The 26,625-nt window shown below is 41.9% G+C and carries 23 protein-coding genes; 9 read left to right on the top strand and 14 right to left on the bottom strand.

From position 1 onward, the window contains the following. Positions 1 to 30: 30 nt before the first annotated feature. Complete coding sequence (locus ACFQ3S_RS00925) at positions 31 to 1,935, bottom strand: M56 family metallopeptidase (protein WP_377160251.1); 1,905 nt, start codon at positions 1,933 to 1,935, stop codon at positions 31 to 33. Between the two features lie 5 nt (positions 1,936 to 1,940). Then, positions 1,941 to 2,303, bottom strand: coding sequence for a BlaI/MecI/CopY family transcriptional regulator (locus tag ACFQ3S_RS00930; RefSeq protein ID WP_377160253.1), 363 nt, complete (start codon positions 2,301 to 2,303; stop codon positions 1,941 to 1,943). Positions 2,304 to 2,627: 324 nt separating this feature from the next. Between ACFQ3S_RS00930 and ACFQ3S_RS00935 the strand changes: the two genes are divergently transcribed. From ACFQ3S_RS00935 to ACFQ3S_RS00950, 4 genes are all read left to right on the top strand, one after another. Further along, positions 2,628 to 4,220 carry a flavin monoamine oxidase family protein gene (locus ACFQ3S_RS00935; RefSeq protein ID WP_377160255.1) on the top strand — a complete coding sequence of 531 codons (1,593 nt, stop codon included), beginning with the start codon at positions 2,628 to 2,630 and terminating at the stop codon, positions 4,218 to 4,220. Positions 4,221 to 4,249: 29 nt separating this feature from the next. Then, positions 4,250 to 5,425, top strand: a complete 1,176-nt coding sequence (locus ACFQ3S_RS00940; RefSeq protein ID WP_377160257.1) for a pyridoxal phosphate-dependent aminotransferase — start codon at positions 4,250 to 4,252, stop codon at positions 5,423 to 5,425. Positions 5,426 to 5,505: 80 nt separating this feature from the next. Continuing rightward, a complete protein-coding gene (locus ACFQ3S_RS00945) occupies positions 5,506 to 6,501 on the top strand; it encodes a Hint domain-containing protein (RefSeq protein WP_377160259.1) in 996 nt (331 codons plus the stop codon). Between the two features lie 143 nt (positions 6,502 to 6,644). Beyond that, entirely contained in the window at positions 6,645 to 7,490 is an 846-nt protein-coding gene (locus ACFQ3S_RS00950) for an SDR family oxidoreductase (RefSeq protein ID WP_377160261.1), read from the top strand. A gap of 47 nt (positions 7,491 to 7,537) precedes the next feature. Here the strand turns inward: ACFQ3S_RS00950 and ACFQ3S_RS00955 are convergent, their stop codons facing one another. Further along, positions 7,538 to 8,008, bottom strand: coding sequence for an NUDIX domain-containing protein (locus tag ACFQ3S_RS00955; protein ID WP_377160263.1), 471 nt, complete (start codon positions 8,006 to 8,008; stop codon positions 7,538 to 7,540). A gap of 139 nt (positions 8,009 to 8,147) precedes the next feature. Between ACFQ3S_RS00955 and ACFQ3S_RS00960 the strand changes: the two genes are divergently transcribed. After that, positions 8,148 to 8,894: a hypothetical protein gene (locus ACFQ3S_RS00960; RefSeq protein ID WP_377160265.1), complete on the top strand. Its 747-nt coding sequence runs from the start codon at positions 8,148 to 8,150 to the stop codon at positions 8,892 to 8,894. 93 nt (positions 8,895 to 8,987) lie between these two features. Here ACFQ3S_RS00960 and ACFQ3S_RS00965 read toward each other — a convergent pair whose 3' ends face one another. The 3 genes from ACFQ3S_RS00965 to ACFQ3S_RS00975 are packed head-to-tail and all read right to left on the bottom strand — an operon-like array spanning position 8,988 to position 10,728. Continuing rightward, complete coding sequence (locus ACFQ3S_RS00965; RefSeq protein WP_377160267.1) at positions 8,988 to 9,590, bottom strand: alpha-ketoglutarate-dependent dioxygenase AlkB family protein; 603 nt, start codon at positions 9,588 to 9,590, stop codon at positions 8,988 to 8,990. A gap of 6 nt (positions 9,591 to 9,596) precedes the next feature. Next, positions 9,597 to 9,869, bottom strand: a complete 273-nt coding sequence (locus tag ACFQ3S_RS00970) for an Ada metal-binding domain-containing protein (RefSeq protein WP_377160269.1) — start codon at positions 9,867 to 9,869, stop codon at positions 9,597 to 9,599. Positions 9,870 to 9,873: 4 nt separating this feature from the next. Beyond that, positions 9,874 to 10,728, bottom strand: a complete 855-nt coding sequence (locus ACFQ3S_RS00975) for a methylated-DNA--[protein]-cysteine S-methyltransferase (RefSeq protein WP_377160271.1) — start codon at positions 10,726 to 10,728, stop codon at positions 9,874 to 9,876. Positions 10,729 to 10,908: 180 nt separating this feature from the next. Here ACFQ3S_RS00975 and ACFQ3S_RS00980 point away from each other — a divergent pair, with 180 nt between their 5' ends. Together ACFQ3S_RS00980 and ACFQ3S_RS00985 are read left to right on the top strand one after the other, a co-directional pair. Then, positions 10,909 to 11,493, top strand: a complete 585-nt coding sequence (locus ACFQ3S_RS00980) for a riboflavin synthase (protein ID WP_377160273.1) — start codon at positions 10,909 to 10,911, stop codon at positions 11,491 to 11,493. Positions 11,494 to 11,580: 87 nt separating this feature from the next. Then, positions 11,581 to 11,874: a hypothetical protein gene (locus ACFQ3S_RS00985; protein WP_377160275.1), complete on the top strand. Its 294-nt coding sequence runs from the start codon at positions 11,581 to 11,583 to the stop codon at positions 11,872 to 11,874. Between the two features lie 143 nt (positions 11,875 to 12,017). Here the strand turns inward: ACFQ3S_RS00985 and hscA are convergent, their stop codons facing one another. Then, positions 12,018 to 13,874, bottom strand: coding sequence for a Fe-S protein assembly chaperone HscA (gene hscA, locus ACFQ3S_RS00990; RefSeq protein ID WP_377160277.1), 1,857 nt, complete (start codon positions 13,872 to 13,874; stop codon positions 12,018 to 12,020). A gap of 111 nt (positions 13,875 to 13,985) precedes the next feature. On the opposite strand from hscA, the gene ACFQ3S_RS00995 reads away from it, so the two are divergent. Further along, entirely contained in the window at positions 13,986 to 16,820 is a 2,835-nt protein-coding gene (locus ACFQ3S_RS00995; protein WP_377160279.1) for a TolB family protein, read from the top strand. Here the strand turns inward: ACFQ3S_RS00995 and ACFQ3S_RS01000 are convergent. The 3 genes from ACFQ3S_RS01000 to ACFQ3S_RS01010 all read right to left on the bottom strand — a co-directional run bounded on the left by ACFQ3S_RS01000 (position 16,817) and on the right by ACFQ3S_RS01010 (position 20,069). Beyond that, on the bottom strand, positions 16,817 to 17,575 hold the full coding sequence (locus tag ACFQ3S_RS01000; RefSeq protein WP_377160280.1) for a copper homeostasis protein CutC: 759 nt from the start codon (positions 17,573 to 17,575) through the stop codon (positions 16,817 to 16,819). The genes ACFQ3S_RS00995 and ACFQ3S_RS01000 overlap by 4 nt on opposite strands. 97 nt (positions 17,576 to 17,672) lie before the next feature. Beyond that, positions 17,673 to 18,683: a N(4)-(beta-N-acetylglucosaminyl)-L-asparaginase gene (locus tag ACFQ3S_RS01005; RefSeq protein WP_377160282.1), complete on the bottom strand. Its 1,011-nt coding sequence runs from the start codon at positions 18,681 to 18,683 to the stop codon at positions 17,673 to 17,675. A gap of 51 nt (positions 18,684 to 18,734) precedes the next feature. After that, positions 18,735 to 20,069, bottom strand: a complete 1,335-nt coding sequence (locus ACFQ3S_RS01010) for a dihydroorotase (RefSeq protein ID WP_377160654.1) — start codon at positions 20,067 to 20,069, stop codon at positions 18,735 to 18,737. A 337-nt stretch (positions 20,070 to 20,406) separates the two neighbouring features. Here ACFQ3S_RS01010 and ACFQ3S_RS01015 point away from each other — a divergent pair, with 337 nt between their 5' ends. Next, entirely contained in the window at positions 20,407 to 20,541 is a 135-nt protein-coding gene (locus ACFQ3S_RS01015) for a hypothetical protein (RefSeq protein WP_377160284.1), read from the top strand. A 307-nt stretch (positions 20,542 to 20,848) separates the two neighbouring features. Here the strand turns inward: ACFQ3S_RS01015 and ACFQ3S_RS01020 are convergent, their stop codons facing one another. From ACFQ3S_RS01020 to ACFQ3S_RS01035, 4 genes are all read right to left on the bottom strand, one after another. Beyond that, the gene (locus ACFQ3S_RS01020) at positions 20,849 to 21,478 is read right to left on the bottom strand and encodes a DUF4251 domain-containing protein (protein WP_377160286.1); all 630 of its coding nucleotides are present in this window, start codon (positions 21,476 to 21,478) and stop codon (positions 20,849 to 20,851) included. Between the two features lie 180 nt (positions 21,479 to 21,658). Beyond that, complete coding sequence (htpG, locus tag ACFQ3S_RS01025; protein ID WP_377160288.1) at positions 21,659 to 23,545, bottom strand: molecular chaperone HtpG; 1,887 nt, start codon at positions 23,543 to 23,545, stop codon at positions 21,659 to 21,661. A 198-nt stretch (positions 23,546 to 23,743) separates the two neighbouring features. Further along, positions 23,744 to 25,090, bottom strand: a complete 1,347-nt coding sequence (locus ACFQ3S_RS01030; RefSeq protein WP_377160290.1) for a sensor histidine kinase — start codon at positions 25,088 to 25,090, stop codon at positions 23,744 to 23,746. Then, the gene (locus ACFQ3S_RS01035) at positions 25,080 to 26,438 is read right to left on the bottom strand and encodes a sigma-54-dependent transcriptional regulator (protein ID WP_377160292.1); all 1,359 of its coding nucleotides are present in this window, start codon (positions 26,436 to 26,438) and stop codon (positions 25,080 to 25,082) included. Before ACFQ3S_RS01035 ends, ACFQ3S_RS01030 begins: the two co-directional genes overlap by 11 nt. Between the last annotated feature and the right edge of the window lie 187 nt (positions 26,439 to 26,625).

A 26,625-nucleotide genomic window follows, 5' to 3' on the forward strand; every position in this document is an offset into this window, starting at 1 on the left:
TAACGCCCTTATAAAATGAGCTTTAATAAGTTAATAGGCTTTTTTATTAGCCTTTATACCTTGTTTGGTTTTAATTAGTATCACACCATTTTTAGCCTTTTCGCCATATAAAGTAGTAGCCGATTTGTCTTTTAAAACTTCAATTCTTTCAATGTTGTTAGGGTTAATATTAGGCACTTCGTTGGTTTCAACAGGTTCGCCATCCACAATAAAAAGTATTTTTTCCATGCCGGGTTTTACCGAACCGTTCAACCTGATAGATATTACCTTTTTAGTTGTGTCGTTACGGGTTGCATAACCAATAACAGAAATTTCTTTTAGCAAACTATCTGGTCTTGGTGTAATATTTATACCGTTAATTTTACCTTTAGCTGGATAAGCGTTAACTCTTATTTCCTTTATCGAATCACCCTTTGTACTGTTAAATTTGTGTGCTGAACCAACTACTGCAATAATTTGTTGGGGGATGCTGTAAGCAGAAAGTTTTTGATTTGTACTTGCAGGTGTGTTGTAACCCGATGAAACACCGCCTGCTTCAAACCTGGCTGTACCATTAATACTGATTTTGTTAATTTGTTGCCCACCATTGGTTGTATTATAAGATTGCTTAACTTTTTGTAAAAGCTCTTTTACTTCAGCCATGTTTTCACCATTTTTGTTGATAATAAGTACTGCACCATTGCTTGCCGTTTTTCCAAATAAATTTACAGCAGATGCATCTTTTAGTATATAAATACTGCTAATGTTACTGGTGTTAAGTTTAGCTAATTCATTTTTTGATACCGGTTTACCATTTATTAAGTAAAGTGCCGAGTCGCCCCCCAATGTTTTAGACAGGAGTATTTTTGGAGTATCGGTATTTATCGGCATTCTTTGCGCTATAGTATCAACGTTATAGGCCATATTCAGCAGCTGCATAGCTGGTTTTTGTAAAATAACATGCCGGTTTTCGATATTCGTTGGCAATATATCAGCTGCTTTTTGTGGCGAAATGGTTAGCCCTATAGTAGCCATTGCTTTGTTGGTTATTACATTTACTTTTTTGATTTGTATTTTCATAAATGCCGCTCTTGAACTGCCAAAAGCCAGCAGGAGCACCAGCACTGCCGGTGCAATAAAGCTATACCTGGTAAGGCTGTAAGCCGAAGATTTTTTGGAGTTCATCATCATAATTCGTTTTTTAATGGTAGAAATATTGAAATGGTTTACCATGGCATTATGGGAGGTATTAAAGCTGGCATATAATAAACTATACTGGTAGCTTTTGGCATCTATGCCTAATTGCAGTATTTTACGGTCGGTAATAAATTCCAGGTTTTCGGCAACGGCTTTTTTCATGAGCCAAACACCCGGGTTAAACCAGTAAAATACAAGGCTTAGTTCGGCTAATAAAATATCGAGTGTATGCCACTGGCTTACGTGTACTTGTTCGTGCGCAATAATAGATCGTAGTTCTTCAGCGCCGTGCTGCTGCGGATTAATGTAAATGCTTTGCCAAAACGAGAACGGGTTGGCTTCTTCGTTAATAACACGTACGCTGTAATTATGCAGGCTTGCCGGTTTGGAGCGGCGGTAAATTTTTAACAACGATATAAACTGTATGGCTAACCTAATGGCCATTAAGGTAACGCCTATCCAAAATATAACTACCAGCCATTCCCAGTAATTAGTTTGTGCTATAGGCTTTGCCAGCAGGCTTGCCTGGTTGTTTAAATTAATTACTATAATCTGTATGGGCTCTACCAGTTTTTCGTGCCGCTGCATTAAGCCGGTCAAATCAATAGCCGGGTACACCGATGAGAATATGATTGCCGTAATTAAATACACCCGGTTAAGAGTGTAAAATGTAAGACGCTTCAGCACTAAATAATAACCCAGGCAAAACAGCAGCAGGGCTATGTTTACTTTAAGCAGGTATATCAGTATTTCGGGCATGGCTATTATTTTTTAGGGTTTTCAATCATTTTAATAATTTCTTGCAACTCATCGGTGCTTATCTTTTTATTTTGGGCAAAAAAGGTGACCAGCTCCTTATAAGAGTTTTGAAAGTAATTGTTTACAAAGCCGTTCATAAAACGCTTTTTGTAATCTTCTTCTTTAATGCTGGCCGAGTATTTATAACTGTTGCCCAGTTTATCGCCTTTAACAAAACCCTTGCGCTCCAAATTTTTTACGGTTGATGCCAGGGTAGTGTAGGGTGGTTTGGGTTCGGCCATACTGTCTAGAAAATCTTTAATGAAACCTTCGCCAAATTGCCAGATGGCTTGCATGGCTTCTTCTTCTTGTTGTGATAATTTTTCCATTTTCTACGATAACTTCGTAAATCTACGAATGTTTCGTAATAAACAAAATTATTTTTTATTATTTTTTTAGATGCGGTTCAACGAGGTTTTTTAAAGTGATTTTGCGTAAATATGAAATTTTATGAAATTTATTGCGGCTTGTATATATGAAACTTGCTTTAATGGTAACGGATAAAATAGGGTTATATTGAAATTGAATTTCATAAATTCAAGAAAAACAGTTCAATATTTATTAATTATCTAATTATTTTTAACACTTTTTTAAATAAAACAGATAAAAATTTATCTTTATAGCATATATTAAAGCAAATAATCATTTTTGATTTGAAAAATATTTCCAGAAGAAACTTTTTAGGTAGAGGAGCGATGCTAACTGGTGCTGCTTATCCTGCTATGATGGCTTTGGGCCTGTTGAAATCGGCTCCGGCGCATGCTTTTAACCTGGAAGGAAGTGGAAACAGTAAAAAAGTGATTATTTTAGGTGCCGGTTTAGCCGGAATGACCTGTGCTTACGAACTCACCAAGTTAGGCTATCAATGTACTATACTTGAAGCCCGCGAGCGTACTGGTGGGCGCTGCTGGAGCATCCGCAATGGAAGTAAAAATACGGAAGTTGATAAACCAACGGCAACCGCCAGTTTCGACGAGGGCCAATATTTTAATGCCGGGCCATCGCGCATACCGCACCATCACCAGCTTACTATGCAGTATTGCAAGGAGTTGGGTGTGCCGTTGCAAGTATATAATAACGTAAACGAGAGTACTTATTATTACGCTGAAGGTAAAGGTCCTTTATCTAATAAAAAGATCCGCAACCGCGAGGTACATAACGATATACGCGGCTACATGACCGAAATGTTAGCTAAAAGCATAGATCACAGTAGTTTAGATGCGGCATTGACCAAGGAAGATGCACAAAAAGTAATTGAATACCTGATGGCCGAGGGGGGCCTTGATGTAGATAAATTGTACAAAGCTTCAGCCCGGCGCGGTTACCTGGAATCACCGGGCGCAGGTGATCGCCCGGGCAAGATAGCTGACCCCAACAAATTGGCCGACCTCATCCACTCCGGCCTCATGGACCCCGACTTTTATAATGTGGCCGAGTACACTTACGAGCTGCAAATGACCATGTTTCAGGCAGTTGGTGGTATGGACCAGATTGCCAAGGCATTAGAGAAAAAGGTAGCCACCATGCTTAAAAAGGGAGCAGAGGTAACAAACATCACCAACCTGCCCGATGGTGTGAAGATCATTTACAAAGATGCCAGAGGCGAGCAGGCCATTACCGGAGATATGTGCATTTGCACTATTCCGTTGCCGGTGCTGAGCAACATCAGTAATAATTTTTCATCGGATGTTAGCCGGGCAATTGATTTTATCAGTTATAACGAAACTGGTAAAATAGGACTGCAGTTTAAACGCCGCTTTTGGGAAGAGGACGAGAATATTTATGGCGGTATTACCCATACCAACAACGAGCTTACCCAGATATTTTACCCATCGTACGATTATCAAAGCAAAAAAGGTATTTTGATAGGTTATTATAACTTTAACGAGAAAGCCAAGCATGTAGGCGAATTAAGTTATGCCGACCGCGAAAAACTGGCGTTGCAAAAAGGCAGGCTCATTCACCCGCAATACGATCAGGAATTTGAAAAGTCGTTTTCGGTGAGCTGGCATAAAACTAAATACAATATGGGCGGATGGGCCGTTTACAGCAATACCACTCGTAAAGATTATTACCCCGCATTACTAAAACCCGATAAGAACGTATATTTTGCCGGGGAGCATTTAACCTACTTAAATGCCTGGATGGCAGGGGCATTTGAATCGGCCAGGAGCGTAGTAGCTGCCCTGCATAGCCGTGTTACCGAAGCCCGGATAGCTTACCCCGATACCCATACTAAAGGATAGATCAGCAATCACTCAACAATAGCAAAACCATGGCAAACTCAATTAACCGCAGAAACTGGATCAAAACAAGCGCCTTTATGGCCGGAAGTGTTACCTTCTTTTCGGGTGCGCTCAACAAACTTTCGGCTATGCCCATGAAAGTTAAAAACGTGTTCACCAGTACCGATCTGGTGACCGACGAGCAGGTTATTTTGCAGGCACCCGGGGTAATGAAAGCCCGTCTTTCGGCCAACGAAAACCCATTCGGCCCTTCACCTGCGGCTAAAAAGGCCATGACCGAAGCTATGGAAACCTGTTACCAGTACCCGTTCATGAAAACTCGTGAACTGATGGGCAAGATTGCTGAGTTTGAGGGTGTAAAGCAAAATAACATTTTAATGGATGCCGGCTCGAGCCCGTTACTGCATGCCGCTGCTATGTTTTATGGTAAAAACGGTGCTGAGATCATTACCGGCGATCCGTCTTACAATGACCTTGCCAGTTCTGCCGCTAATTTGGGCAGTAAAATTATTAAAGTGCCTTTAACCGCCGACTATAAACTGGACCTGGATGCCATGGAAGCTAAGGTTGGCCCTAACACCGGCCTGGTTTATATTTGTAACCCTAATAACCCCACCGCAACCGTGGTTGATACTGCTAAGCTTAAAGCATTTTGCGAACGTGTAAGTAAAAAAGCCGTGGTATTTGTTGATGAAGCGTATATTGATTACATGCCCGATCCGCAGGCTTCCAGCGTAATGAGTTCAGTAAAAGCTGGTCAGAATATCATTGTGGCGCGTACTTTTTCTAAGCTTTATGGCTTTGCCGGTTTGCGTTGCGGTTACATAATTGCCTTGCCCGATACGGTTAAAAACTTATCGGGTTATGCTACCGGTATGATGAGTCTGGCAGCTACCACCGTTGCCGCCGCCGCCGTTGCTTACCAGGAAAAAGAATTTTTACAGGATGCCCTAAAGAAAACCATGGCGTCAAAAGAATTTTTATATGCCTTGCTCAAAAAGGAGGGCTACACTTATATCCCGTCGTCGGCCAACTTTGTAATGTTCCCTATCAATATGGAAGGATCCAAATTTTCGCAGGAAATGAACAACCGTGGCGTGAGCATCCGTACTTGGAAATTTAATAATAAAGACTGGTGCCGTGTAAGCATTGGCCGCATGGATGAAATGCAGGCCTTTGCCGATGCCTTTAAACAATTATCTTAAAAACTATTAACTGACCCGATAGATCAACTCGTCGTTGCCTGAAAAATGTGCAACGGCGAGTTTTACATTTAATATCTGTAATGCGTAAAACAACATTAATATTCCTGTTTGCCTCGTCGTTCTATTTAGCACAGGCGCAAACTAAAGTTAACCCGAGGCCGCTTACCCTGGCTGAGTATGATAAAGCCAAAACCTTTGCCATAGCCGATATGGATAAGGATAGCTACATTAAATTTGAGAACACCTACATATTAGACCGCTATGAAGCCCGCAAGCCTTACTTTATTACCGGCGATGACGGACTCAAAAAACGCATCGACCTTTATAAGCTCATAGCCAAAGAAGGTATGCAGGAAATTGGTACAATGGTTTTTTATACCAACGAAAAAGGTAAAGTTTACAAAGCATTAGTACCTGATTTTACCGCCGATGGTAAAGTATGGGAAAAATATTTTCAGGATATAGATAACATCAATAAGGAAGAGAAAAACTTCGTGTTAAAATTATCATACATCCTATCCAAAGAGTTAAGTTTTCAGCAGTACAAGGTGCTGAACGGCGGTAAGGATATGAAAGAAGAAGGCGCTACTTATGGTAATGATATTTGCTTCCCGGGCGATGAGGTAGTGCAAATGGCGAATGGTGCAAAAAAATTATTAAAGGAAATTAAAAGCGGCGATGAGGTAGTTACGGTTGATCCGGCCACGCACCAGTCGGCTGTAGTTAAGGTGAAAGAACTGACCGTGCATGCGGCTAAAAATTATGCTATTACCCAGCTTACTTTAGTATCGGCCCAAACCTGGAACACGTTAGCCGGTACCGAGGTGAAACTGAGCGGCAAGCTGTTACAAGCCACACCAAATCATCCTATGCTAACCAAACAGGGCAACCTTAAAATAGGAGAGGTGGCCGAAGGCCAGGAAGTATTATGCCTGAACGCAAAAACAGGTAAATACGAGACCTTTACCGTACTGCTAAAAACCGAAAAAGCCGGAGGCGTTCAAAAAGTGTATAACATGGTAGCCGATGGCGGCAGTACCTTTTTAATGAACGGTGTAATGGTGATGCAGAAGTAGAGTTTAGTTGATTGGTGAGTGGTTGATTAGTTTAAGTTGTTAAATTTTTGTTGACTTGTTACAAACAAAACAATGTTGCTATCTTTTAACTTAGCAGCCTTAACTATTTAACTCAATCAACTAATCAAACTTAACTATTCATTATGCCTTTCAGAACTACAGTTATTACCGGTGCTACATCGGGTATAGGTAAAGAAACCGCATTTGCGCTGGCTAAAAAAGACCATGCTTTGTACTTGCTGGTGCGTAATGTGCAAAAAGGCGAGGAACTCAAAAAGGAGATAGTTAGCCAAACCGGTAACCGCAGCATTTTTGTGATCCATTGCGATTTAGCCGATATGCAAACCGTTAAACAGGCTGCTGATGAATTAAAGGGCAAGTTGTTTGCTATCAACGTACTCATTAACAACGCCGGTGGTATCAATTTTAAACGCGAGGAAAGTAAAGACGGTATAGAACTTACGTTTGCGATGAACCATTTAGGTCATTTTTTGCTGACCATGAGTTTGATGCCGCTACTGCAAAAAGGCCAGGCCAGGGTTATCAACGTAAGTTCGGAAGCCCATAAAATGGCCCGGCCCGAACTGTTGAAGGATGTTCAGTATAAGCAGGATTATTCGGCATGGAAGGCTTATGGATTGGCTAAGTTGTGTAATATATACTTTGCCAAAGCACTAAATGAAAAATACGGACAGACGGGTGTAACGGCTTACGCCTTGCATCCCGGCATTGTGCAGTCTGACTTTTGGGGCAGTATGAGTGGATTTGGAAAAGTGCTGAAAATATTGGCTTCGCCCTTTATGATCACACCACGCCAGGGTGCTCAAACTTCTATTTATTTGGCCGGTGAAATAAAGCTTAACCCCAAATTAAGCGGGCAATATTTTAAAAATTCACAGGTAGCTAAACCAACTTTAGCGGCTCAAAATGTGTCGGCGCGTAATAAACTGTGGCAAATAAGCGAACAGTTGGTAGCTCCGTTTTTATGATAGTTGGTTAAGGGTTTTAATATAAATTGTATTATTAAAATGAAGTATTAATTACTTTTTTGGGAAATTAACAGATCAAGCTCTTCAACTAATGCTATTTGTGCGGCGTTGATCTTGATTTTGGCTGTAGCTACATCAAACCAATCGGCTGCATCAATCTCGGGTATCTCTATCCATTTTCCCGATTTATAAGGGTATTCCATTTTGAACGTATTGCTTACTATCGCGCTTGCATTAATATTACCCTCTACAGCCCAGGCGTGTACTACCTTCCCACCTTTTTGCTTAACGCTTTGCAGTGGTATAAACTTGCCGCTAATAGGTTGTCCTGTTTCTTCCTCAAATTCACGCTGAGCAGCTATTATACCATCTTCATCTTCCATGAATTCTCCTTTAGGGATACTCCAAACACCTGTATCCTTATTCTTGAAATACGGCCCTCCGGGATGAACCAACAATACTTCCAGTATAGATTGTTGTATGCTGTAAAGTAATATTCCGGCACTTTGCTTTGGCATGTATTTAAACTCAGATGGTTAATAAACAGTATTTGCTTTATTATACAAAATAATGGGGCATAAGGTGTTAAGTTATGTTAAACATTTATACCTGCTGTAATTTAGCGTTATATTAGCTCAACAACAATTGCTATTACCAATGAGGCCAATTGCTATGCTGATAATGATGATGCTTGCATCGATGCCGCTGTTTGCCCAGCGCGTTAATGGTATCGTATTTGACCGCTCAACAAGCCAGCCTATCGCTTTAGCCACTGTAAAATCTGGCTATAACGTTATAGCCACAGATATGGCCGGCAAGTTCAGCTTTAACTTACGGTCAGTAAATGACACGGCTTTAGTAACCAACATGGGTTATAAGCCATATCATGTGGTGTTTAAGGCAAGCGCCGACACCATAAAGATCTACTTGCAGCAGGTGAGCATACTACTGAAAGATGTAAAAGTGGCAAGCCGCCGCGATTTTAAAAAGGATTCGGTCAGGAACAGGCGCATGTTCTCATCAGTATATAACTACAAAGCTCCGGGCATCAAAGATGCGTTAACGCAAAAAGCTATACTGGCTTACATTCCTTCTAATCAAATAAACGTACAAAACAGCACCACATCACTTATGGGGGTTAATGTGCTCTCGCTGATTGGCTTATTGAACAAGAATAAAAACTCCATTAATAAACTGCAAAAAGTGATGCTGAAAGATGAAGAAAGCAGCTATATAGAGCGGGTATTCAGCAAGCAAAAAGTAGAAAATGTTACTATGCTCAAAGGCGATTCTTTACAGAACTTCATTATTAAGTATCGGCCATCTGTAACTGAGGCTAAAAACATGACGGAATACGAACTTGTGATGTACATTAAAAAAAGCTATGCCGAATTTATAAAATAAGACCTTTCAAACCTAAGCACCTGTTACACACAACAACCAACAAAAGAGCTGCCTTTGGGCGGCTTTTTTAATTTGCCTTGGCACCAAACTGTGTCATATCACCATGGTACGAAAAGTCAGGTTAACGCGCGGTGTAGTTATTTTGGTAGATTTAGGCAAAGAATGCAACCAGTTGGTTTGCGTAGCTCCTTTCATCACCAGTAAGCTGCCATGCTGTAAAATAAGCGAAGTACCCTGTTTGCTTGCCCGGTGTTTCAGTGCGAACTTACGTTCGGCACCTAAGCTTAGCGATGCAATGGAGGTGTTTTTACCCAAGGCTTTTTCATCATCGCTGTGCCAGCCCATACCCTCGTTGCCATTGTAGTATAAATTTAGCAGGCAGGAGTTAAATGATGTTGCCGTAAGTTTCTCAACCAGTGTTTTTAATTCCACTAACTCGTCCGTCCAACGCAAAGCCTGTTTGGTTGTGTTGGAGTAGGTGTAAGCAAATTCTTGATCGGCATACCAGGCCACTTTGCGCTGGGTAATGATATGCTTTCCAAAAATAATGGCTTCATCATTTTTCCAGGCAATGGTATTAAGCAGGGTGCTGAGGTAATGATCGGCTTCGGCAACAGTAAGTACCGGTCCATAGTAATTTACTTCGCCATCATAGGGTAGCAGGTTGGCTGTATGTTCGGTATTAAAAAGATCCATTGTGGTTTAGTTTGTGTTTAACGAGGCGGCGTTCCAAGCTTGATATTTACCCGGAAAGCAGTTTGCGCAAGGGCGGTAGCCCATTGCCAGGGCTTCCTCTTCATCTTTAAAGAATACCCGGTTTAATGTGAGCATACGCATGCCGCTTTTGCAGGTAAGCAAGCCGTAAATTCTGCCTTTTTCGTAGCCGCCAATACTGATCTCTCCCTTAACAATCAGTAGGTATAAATGCCTGCTTCTTGCAAATGAGCTGGCAGCTAATTGGCTATGCCGGTACATGGGTTTAAATCGAGGTTAGTAGTGTTTTTGATGCTTCCCAGCCAATTATAGCATTTTTGCGCGTACTGCCCCAGTGGTATTGACCAATTTCGCCAGTCGACCTGATAACCCGGTGGCAGGGAATAAGGAAAGCTACGGGATTATCGCCCACGGCAGTGCCTACTGCGCGGCAAGCGTTTGGGTTGTTTAAACTACAAGCTAAGCGGGCGTAAGTAGTTAAGCCACCCATAGGCACTTTTAGCAAGCTTTCCCAAACCTTGAGTTGAAAAGCCGTACCTTTTAAATGCATTTTGATCTCGCCAAGCTTGCCCCAATTTTGCGTAAAAATAAACAACGCGTTTTGTTGGATCTGGTCGAGCATTTTATGATAACCGGCATTAGGGAAGCGGCTTTGTAATTTAATAAAAGCGTCTGTTTCATCAGCATCGGCAAAGGCCATATAACAAATACCTTTAGGGGTTGATGCCACCAGGATGGTGCCGAACGGGGTTTGGGCAAAGCTGTAATTAATGTGCAATTGTTTGCCGCCGTTCTTGTATTCGCCGGGTGTCATTCCCTCAATCTTCACAAACAGATCGTGCAGGCGGCCCGTGCCCGATAGTCCGGTTTCAAAAGCTGTATCAAACAGGGAGGCCTGCTGCTCTTTCAAAATACTTTTGGCATGTTCTACACTTACATACTGCAAAAATTGTTTGGGCGTAACTCCGGCCCAGTCCTTAAACATTCGCTGAAAATGGAACGGGCTTAAATTCACAAAATTGGCAGCTTCGTTTAAAGTGGGCTGGCGTTTGTAATTGAGCCTTAAAAACTCAATGGCTCCGGCTATTCTCTTATAATCTAACTCGTTTTGCGTTTCCATTATTGATTTTATTGATACACAAAAGTACTTGGCTAATATAGCGCATGAAACCCGTTTCTTGCTGTAATTATCGGGTGAGAATAATTGATAATGATTTACAACTGATAAACGCCTGCAAGATTATAACTAATATTGTGCTCACAAAATTTACTTCCTTTTTATAGGGGAATTGGGGGCAATATGTTTACCGGAATAATAGAGACTTTAGGCCAGGTGGCCGATTTAAAATACGAACAGGGCAATGTTCACATCACGGTTGCATCTGATATTTCATCTGACTTGAAGATCGATCAGTCGGTAGCACATAACGGCGTTTGCCTTACCGTGGTTGCCGTGGCCGATGGCAGGCATACGGTTACCGCAATCGAAGAAACACTCAATAAATCGAACGTCGGGCATTTAAAAGTGGGCGAACTGGTGAACCTGGAACGCTGTATGCAAATGAACGCCCGCTTGGATGGGCATATTGTACAAGGGCACGTAGACCAAACCGCTACCTGCACCGCTTATAATGAATTGGACGGTAGCTGGGAATACACTTTTACTTACAACCCGGCTATGGGTAATGTAACCGTTGAAAAGGGTTCTATCTGTATCAATGGCATTAGTTTAACGGTGGTAAACTCTCAGGCCAATAGTTTTTCGGTAGCTATTATACCTTATACTTACGAGCACACCAATTTGCAGCATGTACGCATTGGCACGGTAGTGAACTTAGAGTTTGATATTATTGGTAAGTATGTGGCGCGGTTAATGCAGCGTTAACAATTGTTGAAGTGCTAATTTTCTTAAAATTTAATAAAACTTTTTTTGAAAATAAGTCTTGTAATAGTTTACAAATATATATTACAGATGGATAAGATCAGAAAATTTGAACTAATGGAAAAGATTGTCCATGAGTTAGAAGACTTAAAGCACAGCCAACAGGCCATTATACAAAAACTGGGAAAAATTGAGGTTGATAATATTGACTTAGGCGATAAACGTCTGGAGAAAGACCTGCCGGATATGCACCAGCGTGTTGCCGACAACCTGGATGCCATCGCATCTATATTGGAAGATTTTGCCGGTCAAACCAGCGAATATGAAGGCAAGAACAATATTCAGGCCTTGAAAGAGCAGGAAGAAATAGACAACTTGAAATAAATAGTAAGCTAAATAAACAGAAAGGCCTCGAAATTCGAGGCCTTTCTGTTTATTTAGTGATTTGTTATGCTGAGCATGTTGAAAACTTGTACAATTTACTAAGCCTTCGACAAGACTGACTTTATAGTTGTTACCAATAAGCCTTAATCAACCCTTTTACCCTTCATAGCCGTACTAATCGCCTGGTCCATTACCCGTTCGGCAAAGGGACGGGTCAAGTTGTTCAGGCTGTCTACTTTTTTCAGGATCAGGTCTTTATCGCCGCTGGTCAGTACGTCTTTTAAGTGTTGAATGTACTGGTGTGTTTCGGCAATTTCGGCAATGGTAAGTAGTTCCTTATGCTTCTCAATAAAGCGTTCGGCGGTGTACACCATTTGTTCTCCCTCGGTACGCGCTTCTATTACCATACGCTGGTTCACATCGTCTTGGGCGTGGGTGATGCTGTCAATAAGCATTTTTTCAACCAAATCGTCGGTGATGCCATAAGCCGGTTTAACTTCTACTTCTTGTTTGGTACCTGAGCGCAACTCGATGGCCTGCACGGTTAAAATGCCATCGGCATTCAGCAAAAAGTTAATATCTACCTTAGGGAAACCCGCAGGCATAGCCGGTATGCCTTTCAAATCAAATTCGGCCAGTTTACGGTTCTCTTTAACCAAGTCGCGCTCGCCCTGGTAAACGGAAATTTTCATGTTTACCTGTCCGTCAAGAGAGGTGGTGTACTGTCTTCCAGCTTTAGTAGGAATTTTGGAATTACGCGGAATAATGACATCCATTAACCCGCCCATAGTTTCAATACCTAAAGATAGGGGAGTAACATCCAGCAGTAAAATATCGCTACGGTTACCGGCCAATATATCGGCTTGTATGGCGGCGCCTAAGGCAACTACCTCATCGGGGTTCAACTCGTTATGTACTGGTCGGCCAAAAAATTCAGCTACCTTTTTTTGAACCAACGCCGTGCGGGTGGAACCTCCAACCATAATCACTTCGTCAATATCGGCAATGGTCAGTTTGGCATCTTTTAAAGCATTGTTACAGGCGTTAACAGTTTGCTGTACTTTAGGCGCTATCAGTTCTTCAAAAGTATTACGGTCAAGTGTGCACCAAATATCGCCTATCTTTTCGTTGAATAAGCTTTGATGTGCAAATGCTTTTTTGGCCTCTTCGGCTTTTAAGCGTAGTTGCTGGGTAAGTTCACGGTTTTCACTCAGTTCGGTTTTGTTGAGATTATTTTTTTCTATCCAGTATTCTACAATAGCACGGTCAAAGTCGTCGCCGCCTAAAAAGGTATCACCATTAGTAGAGAGTACCTCAAATATCCCGTTTTGAATTTGCAAAATAGACATATCAAAAGTGCCTCCCCCTAAATCGTAAACGGCAATAGTTTTGGTTACTTCGGGATCTAAACCTATTCCATACGCCAAACTTGCCGCGGTTGGTTCGTTCACAATGCGGAGTACATCCAGTCCGGCCAGTTTACCGGCATCGCGGGTAGCCTGGCGCTGCGAGTCATTAAAATAGGCAGGTACGGTTATAACCGCGCGGTTAACCGGCGTTTTCAGCGCATGTTCAGCACGTTCTTTAAGTTCTTTCAGTATTAATCCCGATAGTTCAATAGGCGTGTAAAAGCGGTCGCCCACTTTAACCTTAACCAGGCTTTCGGTATTATCATCAATCACCTTGTATGAAAAAAAATTCTGATAATTTTCAATATCATTGTATGAACGGCCCAGCAAACGCTTTACCGAAAATATGGTGTTCTGCGGATCGGTTATTAAATAACTTTTAGCTTCGTTACCTACCGTAATGCTACCGCTGGTGTTAAAATGTACAACCGATGGCACCAGCACGCCTTTACCGGCATCATTAATTACTTTCGGGTTTTTATCTGGGTCGATGAATGCTACCAGTGAATTGGTAGTGCCTAAATCTATACCAACAATAATGTCTTCTTTTTGTAAAGAACCTGTTGCCAGGTTAATGGAAACTTTAGCCATAGTACTTGCTTAACAAGCGTCAAATGTAGGTAGTTTTCGGCTAACGGATGTCATGCTTATGTGAATTGACGAGCGTTGATTTACTCGCAAATTCTCCCTATTTTCACGCTGATGTTTGAAGTTAAATTTTGCGGACTTATTGCAGCAGGTTTATTATTAGGTATAAGTGGGGTAAGGGCACAGCAATTTGGCGGTAACCCTCCATCGGTTAAATGGAACCAGATTAATACCCCGGCAACTCGGGTAATTTTCCCTGTAGGTATGGATTCGGCAGGTTTAAGGGTGGCTAATGTAGTGCAACAGATCAACAATGTAATGAAACCTACCATTGGCACTAAGCAAAGGCAGGTTAATATTGTTCTTCAAAATCAACTGGTTACTACCAATGGTTACGTAGGTTTAGCCCCTTTCCGTAGCGAATTTTATATTACACCGGCTCAAAACAGTTTTTCATTAGGTAGTATTTTACCAACCGATCAGTTGGGCATTCATGAGTTTAGGCATGTACAGCAATATAATAATTCCGATGTTGGCCTTACCCGTTTTTTACATGTACTTTTTGGCGAGGGCGGGCAATCATTAGCTTATAGCATTGCCGTGCCCAACTGGTTTGCCGAGGGTGATGCCGTTTATAACGAAACTTTGCTAACTAATCAGGGCAGGGGCAGATTGCCTTACTTCTTTAACGGATACCGTAGCCTTTGGGCAGCCGGTAAAAATTATAACTGGATGAAGTTGCGCAACGGATCGTACCGCGATTATGTGCCCGATTGGTACCCTATGGGCTATATGATGGTGGCTTATGGTCGCCAAAAGTACGGCGATAACCTGTGGCGTAATGTAAACAACTATGCCGCGGCGTATAAATCATTCGTTTATCCGTTTCAAAATGCGGTGAAAACTTATACTGGTCAGGACTATTCCAAATTCAGGTTGGCCGCTTTTGAGCATTTTAAAAAGCAACTGGTAACCCCCGAACTGCAAAAAGGTGCATCCGCTTATAAAAGCAACCAGCATTTTATTGGTAACCAGGAATTTCCGGCTTATGCAGATGAAAATACTGTAATTTACCGAAAATCATCATACCGGCAACGTGCGACTTTTGTGGAAAAAACGGGTAACCTGGAACGCAAGATCCGCTTGAGTGATTTTACACTCGATGGATATTTTAATTACCAGAACGGACAAATTGTGTACGCTTCGCGTAGGCCCGATGTGCGCTGGGGGTACCGGGAGTATAACGAAATTAAAATTGTTGACATTAAAACCGGCCATCAGCGGCAAATTACTACCAAAACCAAATACTTTGCACCAGCATTTAATGCCGATAATAGCCGGATTGTGGCGGTAGATATACCCGCATCTGGAAAGTATGCTTTGCACGTACTTAATGTAGCCGATGGTAAATTAATTACAGCCGTACCTAACCCCAACCATGTATTTTATACCTATCCGAAATTTTATAATAACAGTGAGATAGTTGCAGCGGTGCGGAAACCATCAGGCGAAATGTCTATAGCGCTCATTGATATAGAAAGCGGTAAAACCGATGATCTTACAACGGTTGATATGGCACCCAAAGCATTCCCGGTGATACAAAAAGATACGGTGTATTTTACCGGCACATGGGGCAAGGACGATAAAATGTTTGCCCTTAGTATTAAAGACCGTCAATTATTTGAAATACAAAGTGATTCGCTAAAGGCTTATATAGGCAACTATCAACCTGCTGTGGGCAGCAATAAGATAGCCTGGGTAAGTTTTAGCACCTTTGGTTACCAATTGCATGAGCTTGAAAGAAACCGGCTACAATTAAAACCTGTTGATGCCTTGCCGCCATTGCCTGATTTTGAGATCGCATCATTGAAAATGGACACAGGGGCTAACTTGCTGGCTTCCATTAAAAAGAAAGCCCTGCCATATAAAAAATACCCCAAGTTTACACGCCCATTCAATTTTCATAGCCTGGTTCCATACTTTGATGATCCCGAATATTCATTTTCGTTAATGGGCGAAAATATTTTAAACACACTGCAAAGCGAACTATCTTTTAGCTACAACCGCAACGAAGGCTACAAGCAGTTTGGCTTCACATCGGTTTATGGCGCTGCTTTTCCTTATCTGTTTGCCGGTGTGAATTATACTATTGACAGGCGCGACTATGGCTTTGACCAAAACCGCAATACGGTTGAGGTGAACTGGAACGAAACTAATTTGCAGGCTGGTTTACAACTGCCCCTAAATTTTGCAGGAGGCCGTAATTACACCCGCTTTAATATAAGCAGCAGTATTAATTATAGTATTAATGATGTTAAACAGGTAGCTTTTAAAAGTGCATTACCTAACAATACCTACTTAAATAATTCCATTACCTTTAGTAACCAAATTGCTAAACCTTACCAGTTAATTAACCCACAACTGGCACAAAGCATTACGCTTACTTACCGTAATACCATTAACACTTTAAATGCACATCAATTTTTAGCTTCAGGCACATTTTACTTTCCCGGCTTGTTTACCAATCATAGCTTGGTTTTTAATTTGGCGCATCAAAGACGAGACCGCAATTACAGCATTTTTTCTAACCAGTTGCCGTTTTCGAGGGGATATACATCTGATAATTTGTACCGCTTATATAAGGCAGGGGCCAATTATCATTTCCCGGTAGCTTACCCCGATGCCGGAATAGCCAACCTGGTTTACCTGATGCGTTTAAGAGGAAACTTATTTTATGATTATACCCACGGAACCGATTTTTACCGAAGTGGTGCTGCCTTTAAAGCCGATTTCCGTTCGGCAGGGGCGGAGTTGTATTTTGATACGCAGTGGTTTAATCAAAGCCAGGTAACGTTTGGCGTACGCTATACTTATTTGCTTGATACCGATGTATTTGGCGGATCCGGTAGCAATCGCTTTACGCTTATATTGCCTTTAAGTATTTTTTAAAGCAAATACTGCTCATTGGCTTTAAGGATAATATTTTTTACACGGTCTGCATCTGTTTCATCCAAATCGTACTCGTCGCTAAAAGTACTGCCTATAATAATATGCGTATTTTTGAATGTCATGGCACTTTTACGACGTACTTTTGCCGAAGAATGAATTTCGTTTGCACCTGTAAAATGAACCAGATCGGCTACGTTGTGCTCGCTAACGCCACCACCGGGCATTATAACTATACGGCCTGCTGCCCTCTGAATGAGTTGGGTAATTTTACTGGCACCTTCAATAGCTGTGGTTTTACCACCCGAGGTAAGGATGCAGTCGAAGCCTAATTCAATAATATCTTCCAAGGCCTGATACATATCGGCACAAAGGTCAAAAGCGCGATGAAAAGTTGTGCGCATGCCGGCTTGCTGAGCTATTTCAACCAACTGCGCGCAACGAAATTTATCTACCGTACCATTGGCATTTAAAATGCCCGTAACTATGCCCTGGCAATCAGCAAGCGCAGCATAATTTAAATCGGCTTTAATTACTTCAAATTCATTGTGGGTATATAGAAAATCGCCTGTGCGCGGCCTTAATAAAACATGTACTGGAATTTGAATGAGTTGACGTACGATTTTTATCTGGCCGTAAGAAGGTGTGGTACCTCCCTGGTGCAAATTGTCGCATAGTTCTATACGACTTGCCCCTCCCGCCTGGGCAGCTATAGCAGATTGTACAGAGTTAGCACAAACTTCAAGCAATATTTTCATGATAAGTATCAGCTAAAATACAACCGGCGGTTAAAGACCGGAGAGCCTAATTTTTTACGCCTAATATAGATACATACCGTTTAAATTCATCTATTTATTAATAAAAACTTTTTCCTTTAATTAGAAGGTCCTGCTTGTTTTTATTGCAAACCGCAAAGGAAAAGCCTTTTTGAATGGCATAAGCGCCATACTCTCCCTTTTTGTTGATAGCCAAAAATCCAACTTGTATCTCTTTAGCTGTATCTGGCTTTTTCTTGATGATGCGCTGAACCGCTTCCTTGCAAGCGGCTTCCGGCGTGTAGCCCTGTCGCATGAGTTCAACCACTAAAAAGCTACCTACATTACGTATCACTTCTTCGCCTACGCCGGTTGATGTGGCACCACCAACTTCGTTATCTACATACAAACCAGCACCAATAATGGGGCTGTCGCCAACACGGCCGTGCATTTTAAAAGCCATGCCACTGGTAGTGCAAGCACCGGATATATTGCCCTTAACATCAAGGGCCAGCATGCCAATGGTATCGTGATTATATTGATTCCCTGGTATGCCTTTACTGTCTTCGATGTTGATGATGGGCTTGTATTCCGCTTTTTTCAGCCACTCTTTCCATGCTTTTTCAGACGAGGGCAGGAGCAACCTTTCTTTTTTAAACCCCTGTTCAACCGCAAATTGTGTAGCTCCTTCGCCAACTAAAAACACATGGGGTGTTTTTTCCATTACCAGGCGTGCAATACTAATGGGGTGTGCAATATACTCCATAGCAGCTACGGCACCACAATTGCCTTTTTCATCCATAATACAGGCATCCAAGGTAACGTGCCCGTCCCGGTCGGGGTAGCCTGAGCGGCCAACGGTATGGTTGGTTAGGTCGGCTTCCGGTATTTTTACACCTGCCTCTACTGCATCTAACGCCCGGCCGCCTTTAGATAAGGTTTTCCATGCTTCCTGGTTGGCCGCAATGCCAAAACCCCATGTAGATATTACGATAGGTAAACCGGCCGCCAGTGGTGCCGCTGTAACGGTTTTTGCCAGCAGATCTGTTGACACAACAGCCAGTGAGGCACCTGCGGCTGATAATTTAATGAATTTACGGCGGTTATACATAAGCGGATATTATAAAACGAGTAGGTAATCTTACTGCTGTGAAAATAACAATTAGCGGGTAAAAATTAACCGGGTACCTTTTATTGTCTCGTTAAAGTTACCATTGCTATAAACCAGGTTGCCCGAAACTACGGTATGCTCAATACTTGCCGGGAAGTATGTACCTTCAAATGGGCTCCAGCCACACTTGTACAAAGTGTTTTGTGTAGTTGCCTGCCAGGGTTTATTCAGGTTAACCAACACTAAATCGGCCCAGTAACCTTCGCGAACAAAGCCGCGTTTTTCTATCTGAAAGCAGATGGCTACGTTGTGTGCGGTTTTTTCGGCTATTTGCTCCAGGGTTATTTTACCTTGCTGATGCATAGCTAATAAGGCCGGCAAGGCATGTTGTACCAGCGGACCTCCCGATGGTGCTTGTAAGTAAGCCTGTTCTTTTTCTTCAACCGTGTGCGGGGCATGGTCGGTTGCTATTACATCGATGCGGCCATTTAAAACAGCTTGCAAAATGCCATCACGGTCTTGCGCGGTTTTAACGGCAGGGTTCCATTTAATGAGGTTGCCTTTGGTAGCATAATCTTCATCACTAAACCATACGTGGTGTAGGCAGGCTTCGGCGGTTATCTTCTTGTCTTTTAATGGTATAGTATTGTCGAATAGTTCTGTTTCTTTAGCTGTGGAAATGTGCAAAATATGCAGCCTTGCACCGTGCTGTTTGGCCAGTTGCACCGCCATTGAGGAGGACAGGTAACAGGCTTCGGAACTGCGGATCTTCGGGTGATAATCAATCGTAATATCATCACCCAGCAATTCTTTGTAATGAGCAAAATTGGCTTTGATGGTTTGCTCGTCTTCGCAATGGGCGGCAATTAATATAGGCGACTGTGCAAACAATTTTTCGAGGGTTTTAGGATTATCCACCAGCATATTGCCGGTAGACGAACCCATGAAAACCTTTACGCCGCAAACGTTTTGTATATTGGTGTGCAACACCTCCTCCAGGTTATCATTAGAAGCACCCATGTAAAACGAGTAGTTAGCCAGCGAGTTACGCGCAGCTATATCATATTTATTTTGAAGTAATTGCTGGGTTAGTGTGTTGGGAACTGTATTAGGCATTTCCATAAAAGAAGTAATGCCACCCGCTACAGCCGCCCGGGCTTCGGTATAAATATCGGCTTTATAAGTAAGCCCAGGCTCACGAAAGTGTACCTGGTCGTCAATGCAACCGGGCAAAAGATGTAGTCCTTCTGCATTAATAGTTTGCTGGGCTGGTGCATTAATGCTGGTATCAATACGGTTAATGTAACCGTCTTTTACTAATATATCGGCTACGAACAGGCGGCCTTCGTTAACTATCGTGGCCGATTTAATAAGGATGGATGACATGGCATAAATATAATCATTAGAAGATATAGAAGCCAAATTTGGTTAATATTAGGCATTCGGCTATTGGGCTGTTGAAATAGTTTGTAAGTTAAATTTCCATTTCCCTGCTTACATAGGGTTGTTATCGGCTGTGAGTTTTTTTGTATTAATCAAAAACTAAAGATTATGTAAACGAAGGAAATTATGGCAACACAAAACACGGTTATGAGTCCTGCTCAATTGTTAGAACACTGGCAGGGGCGCCGCGGACTGACCCGCAAAATGATTGAGGTCTATCCCGAAGACCAGTTGTTTACTTATTCGATAGGAGGAATGCGCCCCCTTTGCCCTGCTTGTGATGGAAATAATAGACCTTGCAGGTGGTGGCATTATTGGCGTATTCACCGGTAAATGGAAACGCCTGGACGAAATGGAGCCATGTGAGCGGTGCAAAACCAACTACCAAAGCATAATTGTTAATACAATGGGATGAGGTAACCGCTCAAATAAATGAATATGGCCCGAAACTCACCTCTGCTCGTTTACAGGATATAGCGGTAGCTTTTAGTATGTACGCAAAGCACCTAACTATTCTACGTTACTTTATTGATAACTAAACTTATCACAGGGGGCAAGGCTATGTGTAGCTACGGTTGCTTGGCGTAACTCCTCCACCTTTTTGGGAGCGGAATGTTGGTTAGGATACATTTTGAAAGCGTTATTACACAACCTCATCCCGTTATACATCAGTGAAATTTATTAAGTCTTTAACGTGCTAATTTACAAATCAAATATGTTGATTATATTTCCTCTATAAATCCATCGTACGATATAGCATTACGGTTTGTAATAATCATTTGTAGTGTAGCTACCCCGTTATCAGCTATATCTAAGATCATTTTACGGTTGTACTGCGCATCTTGAGGCGTAATGGTAATAACGGTGTTGCCTTTTTTACCTGTTTTGGCATCATACTCAAATTTGGTGGAAGTGAACTTTACGCCGCCATCTGTAGGGTTTAAGCTTGGTGCAAAGGTGGTACGGCCAAAATAGGGTAAAAATGTTATTACCGAATCGGGCCTGATACGTACATCATAATCTGATGTCAAATAAATATGACCGGTTCCCTGCGGGGAAATATTGATCAATTGTCCGTTTAATGACATCACACCGCCTCCTAAAGGATTGGCATACCTGGCGTGAAACGTGAACTGCTTACTCTCTATCAGTTTTTTTACATCGGCGGCTTTAAGTGCATTGCGCTCAGCCTTAGTGGTTTTTTTGCTACTATCCTGTGTTAATACGGTCGACGAATTATCTGCAATCAAATGTGTGCGTTGTTTCTGTACAGGTGTTGTTTGCGCGCTAACCACCAATGCACTGCCGGCAAACAACGATGTAAATAACGCGATATATTTTAATGCTTTCATGGGTTTGAAATTAGTTGGGTAAACTTATGATCGGTTATCTTTTACAAGTATAAGATCATGCAAATTGTTTGATAACCCGTATAATTAGACACAAAAAAAGCTGCCAGGTTTAATGGCAGCTTTTGGTTTTAATACAGTATCAGAATAAATTACACTGACAACGCTTTTCTACAATCTCAATTATATCAAATTCACACTACGGTTTACAAACTCGGTAAGATCGGCACCGGTTAGCAAACCTTGCGATAACAAGGCCAGATCAAAGGCTTGTTTAGCCAATTGCAATTGGGTGGCCTCATCGCTGGTTTCCAGTATGCGGGTAATTAATTTGTGGTTTCCGTTCACAGCTACTTTGTAGCTATCGGGAAAGTTACCGTAAAAGCCCATTCCGCCGCCATTCATTTGCGACATTTCTTTCATGCGGCGCATAAACTCGTCCATAGTTACGGTAACCGGCAACTCTTCGGGGTTCAGGCTTTCCAACTCAACCTTGTAGTTTGGTTTGGTGATCGCTTTTTCAAATACGGCTTTTACCTGGGTGATCTGCTCTTCAGTTAAAACAGTTTCCGGGGCGTCATCTTTTTTGATCAGCTTATCGGCCACATCAGCATCCACACGTTTCAGAGATGTTTTCTCCAGCTTTTGCTCTAACGAACCCACAAAGTGGTTGTCGATAGGCGAGTTCATCAGCAATACATCGTAACCCTTTTTAGTGGCCGATTGTATGAACGTGTTTTGCTTATCGGGGTCGTTGGTATAAATATAAACCAGGTTGCCGTCTTTATCGGTTTGCGCTGGCTCAACTTTGTCTTTGTATTCGGCAAGTGTAAAGTTCTCTTTGCTGGTGCTGGTCAATAGCACAAAGTCTTTAGCTTTCTCTTGAAACTTATCGTCGCTTACATAACCGTATTTAACAAACAAACCAATATCGGTCCATTTGTCTTCATAAGCTTTGCGGTCTGCTTTAAATAGGTCGCTCAATTTATCGGCCACCTTACGGGTAATGTAGGTGTTAATCTTTTTAACGTTGCTATCGGCCTGTAAAAAGCTGCGCGATACGTTCAAAGGAATATCCGGCGAATCGATAACACCATGCAATAGCATTAAAAATTCAGGTACAATATCCTTTACCTCGTCGGTAATAAATACCTGGCGCGAGAATAATTTGATTTTATTGCGCTGAAAATCAAAGTCGTTTTTCACCTTAGGAAAGTAAAGCACACCGGTTAGGTTAAACGGATAGTCAACATTGAGGTGTATCCAGAATAACGGATCTTCCGAAAACGGATACAGTTCTTTATAAAACTGCAGGTAATCGTCGTCTTTTAATTCAGAAGGTGCTTTGGTCCAAATGGGATTAGTTTCATTGATGATATTATCACTTTGAACATCCATGTATTTTGGCTTGCCTTCTTCGTCTTCGCCATCGGGTACGCTATCGGTCCTTTCGCCAAACTTGATTGGTACAGGTAAAAACTTAGCGTATTTATCTAAAATTTCCTGTAACCGTTGTTTGCTCAAAAATTCTTCCGATTCGGTGTTTACATGTAATATAATGTCGGTACCGCGGGTGGTGCGCTTACCTTCAGTAATTTCAAATTCGGTGCTGCCATCGCAGATCCAGCGGGCAGCCTCGGCACCATCCTGGTAAGATAGGGTTTGTATTTCCACCTGGTCGGCCACCATAAACGCGGAGTAAAAGCCTAAACCAAAGCGACCGATAATTTCATTGGCGTCTTTAGCTTCCTTAAACTTTTCCATAAACTCGGTAGCGCCCGAAAAAGCGATCTGGTTGATGTATTTCTTGATCTCGTCGGCCGTCATACCCAATCCGTTGTCGGATATGGTGATGGTTTTGGCAGCTTCGTCTAACGCTACTTCAACCTGTAGTTCGCCCAAAGTACCGTTGTATTGGCCTAACGAAGATAAACGCTTGATCTTTTGAGTTGCATCTACCGCATTTGATACCAACTCGCGCAAAAAGATTTCGTTATCAGAGTATAAAAACTTCTTAATGATCGGGAAAATGTTTTCGGTATGAATCGAAATCGTTCCTTTTTCTTGCATATAGTTAAATTTTAAAAGATTTATGTTTGTTGATATACCGCATACATCAATGCCTGTTCCAAACGGTTACGCCTTGTCAAATTGGCAGTTAGTTACGGTATAAAATGTATAACTAATGCGCGTTTCATCTGTTTAATAACTTTTTGTGGAACACGTTAAATAAAAATGAAGAATTATGAACTTTGAAGGGCAGATTATCTAATTTACCTGTAAGATAAACACCGTACCTTTACCCTCGGTGCTTTGTACCTGAATGTTACCCTTGTGCATGAGCATAATTTGTTTACACAAGCTCAACCCAATACCGCTGCCTGTTTTACGGGTACTAAAAAACGGAATAAAGATCTTTTCCATTAACTCGGGCGACATGCCCACACCGTTATCACTCACTTTCAATACCGATTTGCCATTTGCCAAAATCTCGGCCGAGAGGCTCATTATAGGCTCGGGTTGATCTTTTACCGCTTCTATGGCGTTAACTAACAGGTTAATGAGTACTTGCTCGATCAGGTTAACATCCACATCAATGGTCATGTTAATTTCGCGCAGAATGATATCTAATTCAATGTTTTTCTTTTGGAGCGTGGGCAGCATCAAGGTGTTTAAATTCTCAAACAGGTCATAAACCGAAACTTTTTGCAGTTCCAGCTTGGTGATCTTGTTTAAGCTGCGATAGCTTTCGGTAAACTTTAACAGGCCTTCGCTACGGCGTTTAATGGTATCTATACCCAGTTCCAGATCTTCCAGATCATGTTGCCCCGAAGTGTTACTTTTATCGAGTGATTTAATGCGGTTCTTTAAGGTGTCTGCCAGTGAAGAAATTGGTGCTACCGAGTTCATGATCTCATGCGTCATTACGTTCAGTAACTTCGACCATGCGTTTGATTCCGACTCGTCCATTGCGTCACTCACATTTTGGAAAGCCACCAGTTTGTACACCTTGTTTTCACTACGCAACACGCTGGCCATCAGTTGTAGCTTAACTTTCTGCTGATCCTTTATAATAGTAACCACCTTGCTATCACCCGATTTAAGGCTGATGATTTCTTTATACAAATTCTCATCGCGTTTCTCTAAAGAGTAGATACTTTTCAGATAGGGGATATTCAGCAGGTTTTTAAACGACTCGTTCACCCAACCGGTTTCTCCTGTTTCCTGATCGTACGATAAAATGCCCGTACCCACCAGTTCCAGAATTTTTTGCAGGTAATGGTATTGAGTTTCACGTTCGCGGTTGATAGTTTTAAAAGTAACATTAATATCATTGAATCCCTTGCGTAAAATCTGTACGTTGGCCGGTGCACTTTTTATAGCGTAATGGCGCGAAAAATCACGGTAGTGCACCGCTTCTGAAAATTCCTGAACCTCTTGCTGCACTTTAGTGTATTGCTTTAAGATGCTAACAATTACATAAGTAACAACGGGAGCTGCAACTATACTGTATATATATTGCCCGCCTGCCAAGCCATACGCCGCGCCGCATAGTATAGCAAATAAGATAAGCACCCGCAGCAATAGCTGCCATTCATAGCGTTTAAATATCATACTTGTTCAATCGGCGATATAGAGCGGTTCGGGTTAACCCCAGTTCTTTAGCGGCACGGGTTATATTACCATTGTGCTTTTCAATTACCCGCAGTATGGCGTTCTTTTCCATCATGCTTAAAGGCACATTATCGGCCGCTTCAGGTGCTTCCGCAATGCTGGTTTCCAATGAAGAAAATATCAGGTCATCAGGTTGCAACAAGGCATCTTCGGCCATAATTACAGCACGCTCAATGGTATATTGTAACTCCCTTACGTTGCCCGGATAATTGTAGCTTTGCAGTTTTTGTAAAGCCGCATTGCTGAAATCAACAGTCGGTTTCAGGTATTTAGAAGCGTAGATCTTAGCAAAATGACGGGCCAGTAACGGAACATCGTTACTCCGTTTCCTTAGAGGCGGCATGGTAATCTCTACTGTATTTATCCGGTAGATCAAATCCTTCCTGAACTTATTCTCGTTAGCCAGTTCCTGTAAGGGAATATTGGTAGCACATATTAAACGGATGTTAATATCAACCGCCTTATTGGTGCCCAAACGGGTAACCTGTCTGTTTTGCAGTACTGTTAACAACTTGGCTTGTTGCTGTAAACTGATATTTCCTATCTCATCTAAAAACAGCGTACCACCTTCGGCTTCCTCAAAACGGCCTATACGGTCTTCCCGGGCATCGGTATAAGCACCCTTTTTGTGACCAAATAATTCACTTTCAAAAAGGGTATCGGTCAGTGCGCCTACGTCAACCTTAATAAAAGGCTTGTTGGCCCGTAAAGAGCGTTCGTGTATGGCTTTTGCCATGAGGTCTTTACCGGTACCGTTTTCACCTAATATTAATATGTTGGCATCGGTAGGGGCAATTTTGTTTACTTTATAAAATATGTCCTGCATGGCTTCAGCCTCGCCTAAAATTGAGGTGCTGCCTGCCGTGCTTTTAACAGCTACTTTTGGTTTTTTAACGCCTTCCTGTTTATCGAGCAAATCTTTCAGGGTCTCAATCAGCTTTTCATTATGCCAAGGTTTCACCACAAAGTCGTTGGCCCCCTCTTTTAAGGAGCGTACGGCCAGGTCAATATGTCCATAGGCTGTAATCATAATTACACAAACGTTGGGCTTCCATTCCTTAATTTTACGTAGCCAGTAAATCCCTTCATTGCCGGTGTTCATGGCACTGTTAAAGTTCATATCCAGCAATACCAAGTCAACCTGGTTGCGGGTAAGCAGCGAATTGATATTCTCGGGATTTTTTTCGGTAATGATTTCCAATACTTCTGTTTTCAGTAAAAGCTTTACCGCGGTAAGTACGTCTGTATCATCATCAACAACCAGTACTGTTGCCTTTTTTAATATCATTTGGTTATATTGTGAATGGTTAAGTTAAACATATATAGTGTGGAGTGCAAATTACACATTGTTTTAAACCGTGCTGCTACACTACTAAAGTGGCAATTGACCATCCAAAAGTATAACTATTTGTTAATCAATCCACTCGTATTTATTCCATTGTTTATACTGTATCGTTACCGCACACTTTATGTAA

The organism is Mucilaginibacter terrae (assembly GCF_042679325.1).
GTDB lineage: Bacteria > Bacteroidota > Bacteroidia > Sphingobacteriales > Sphingobacteriaceae > Mucilaginibacter > Mucilaginibacter terrae.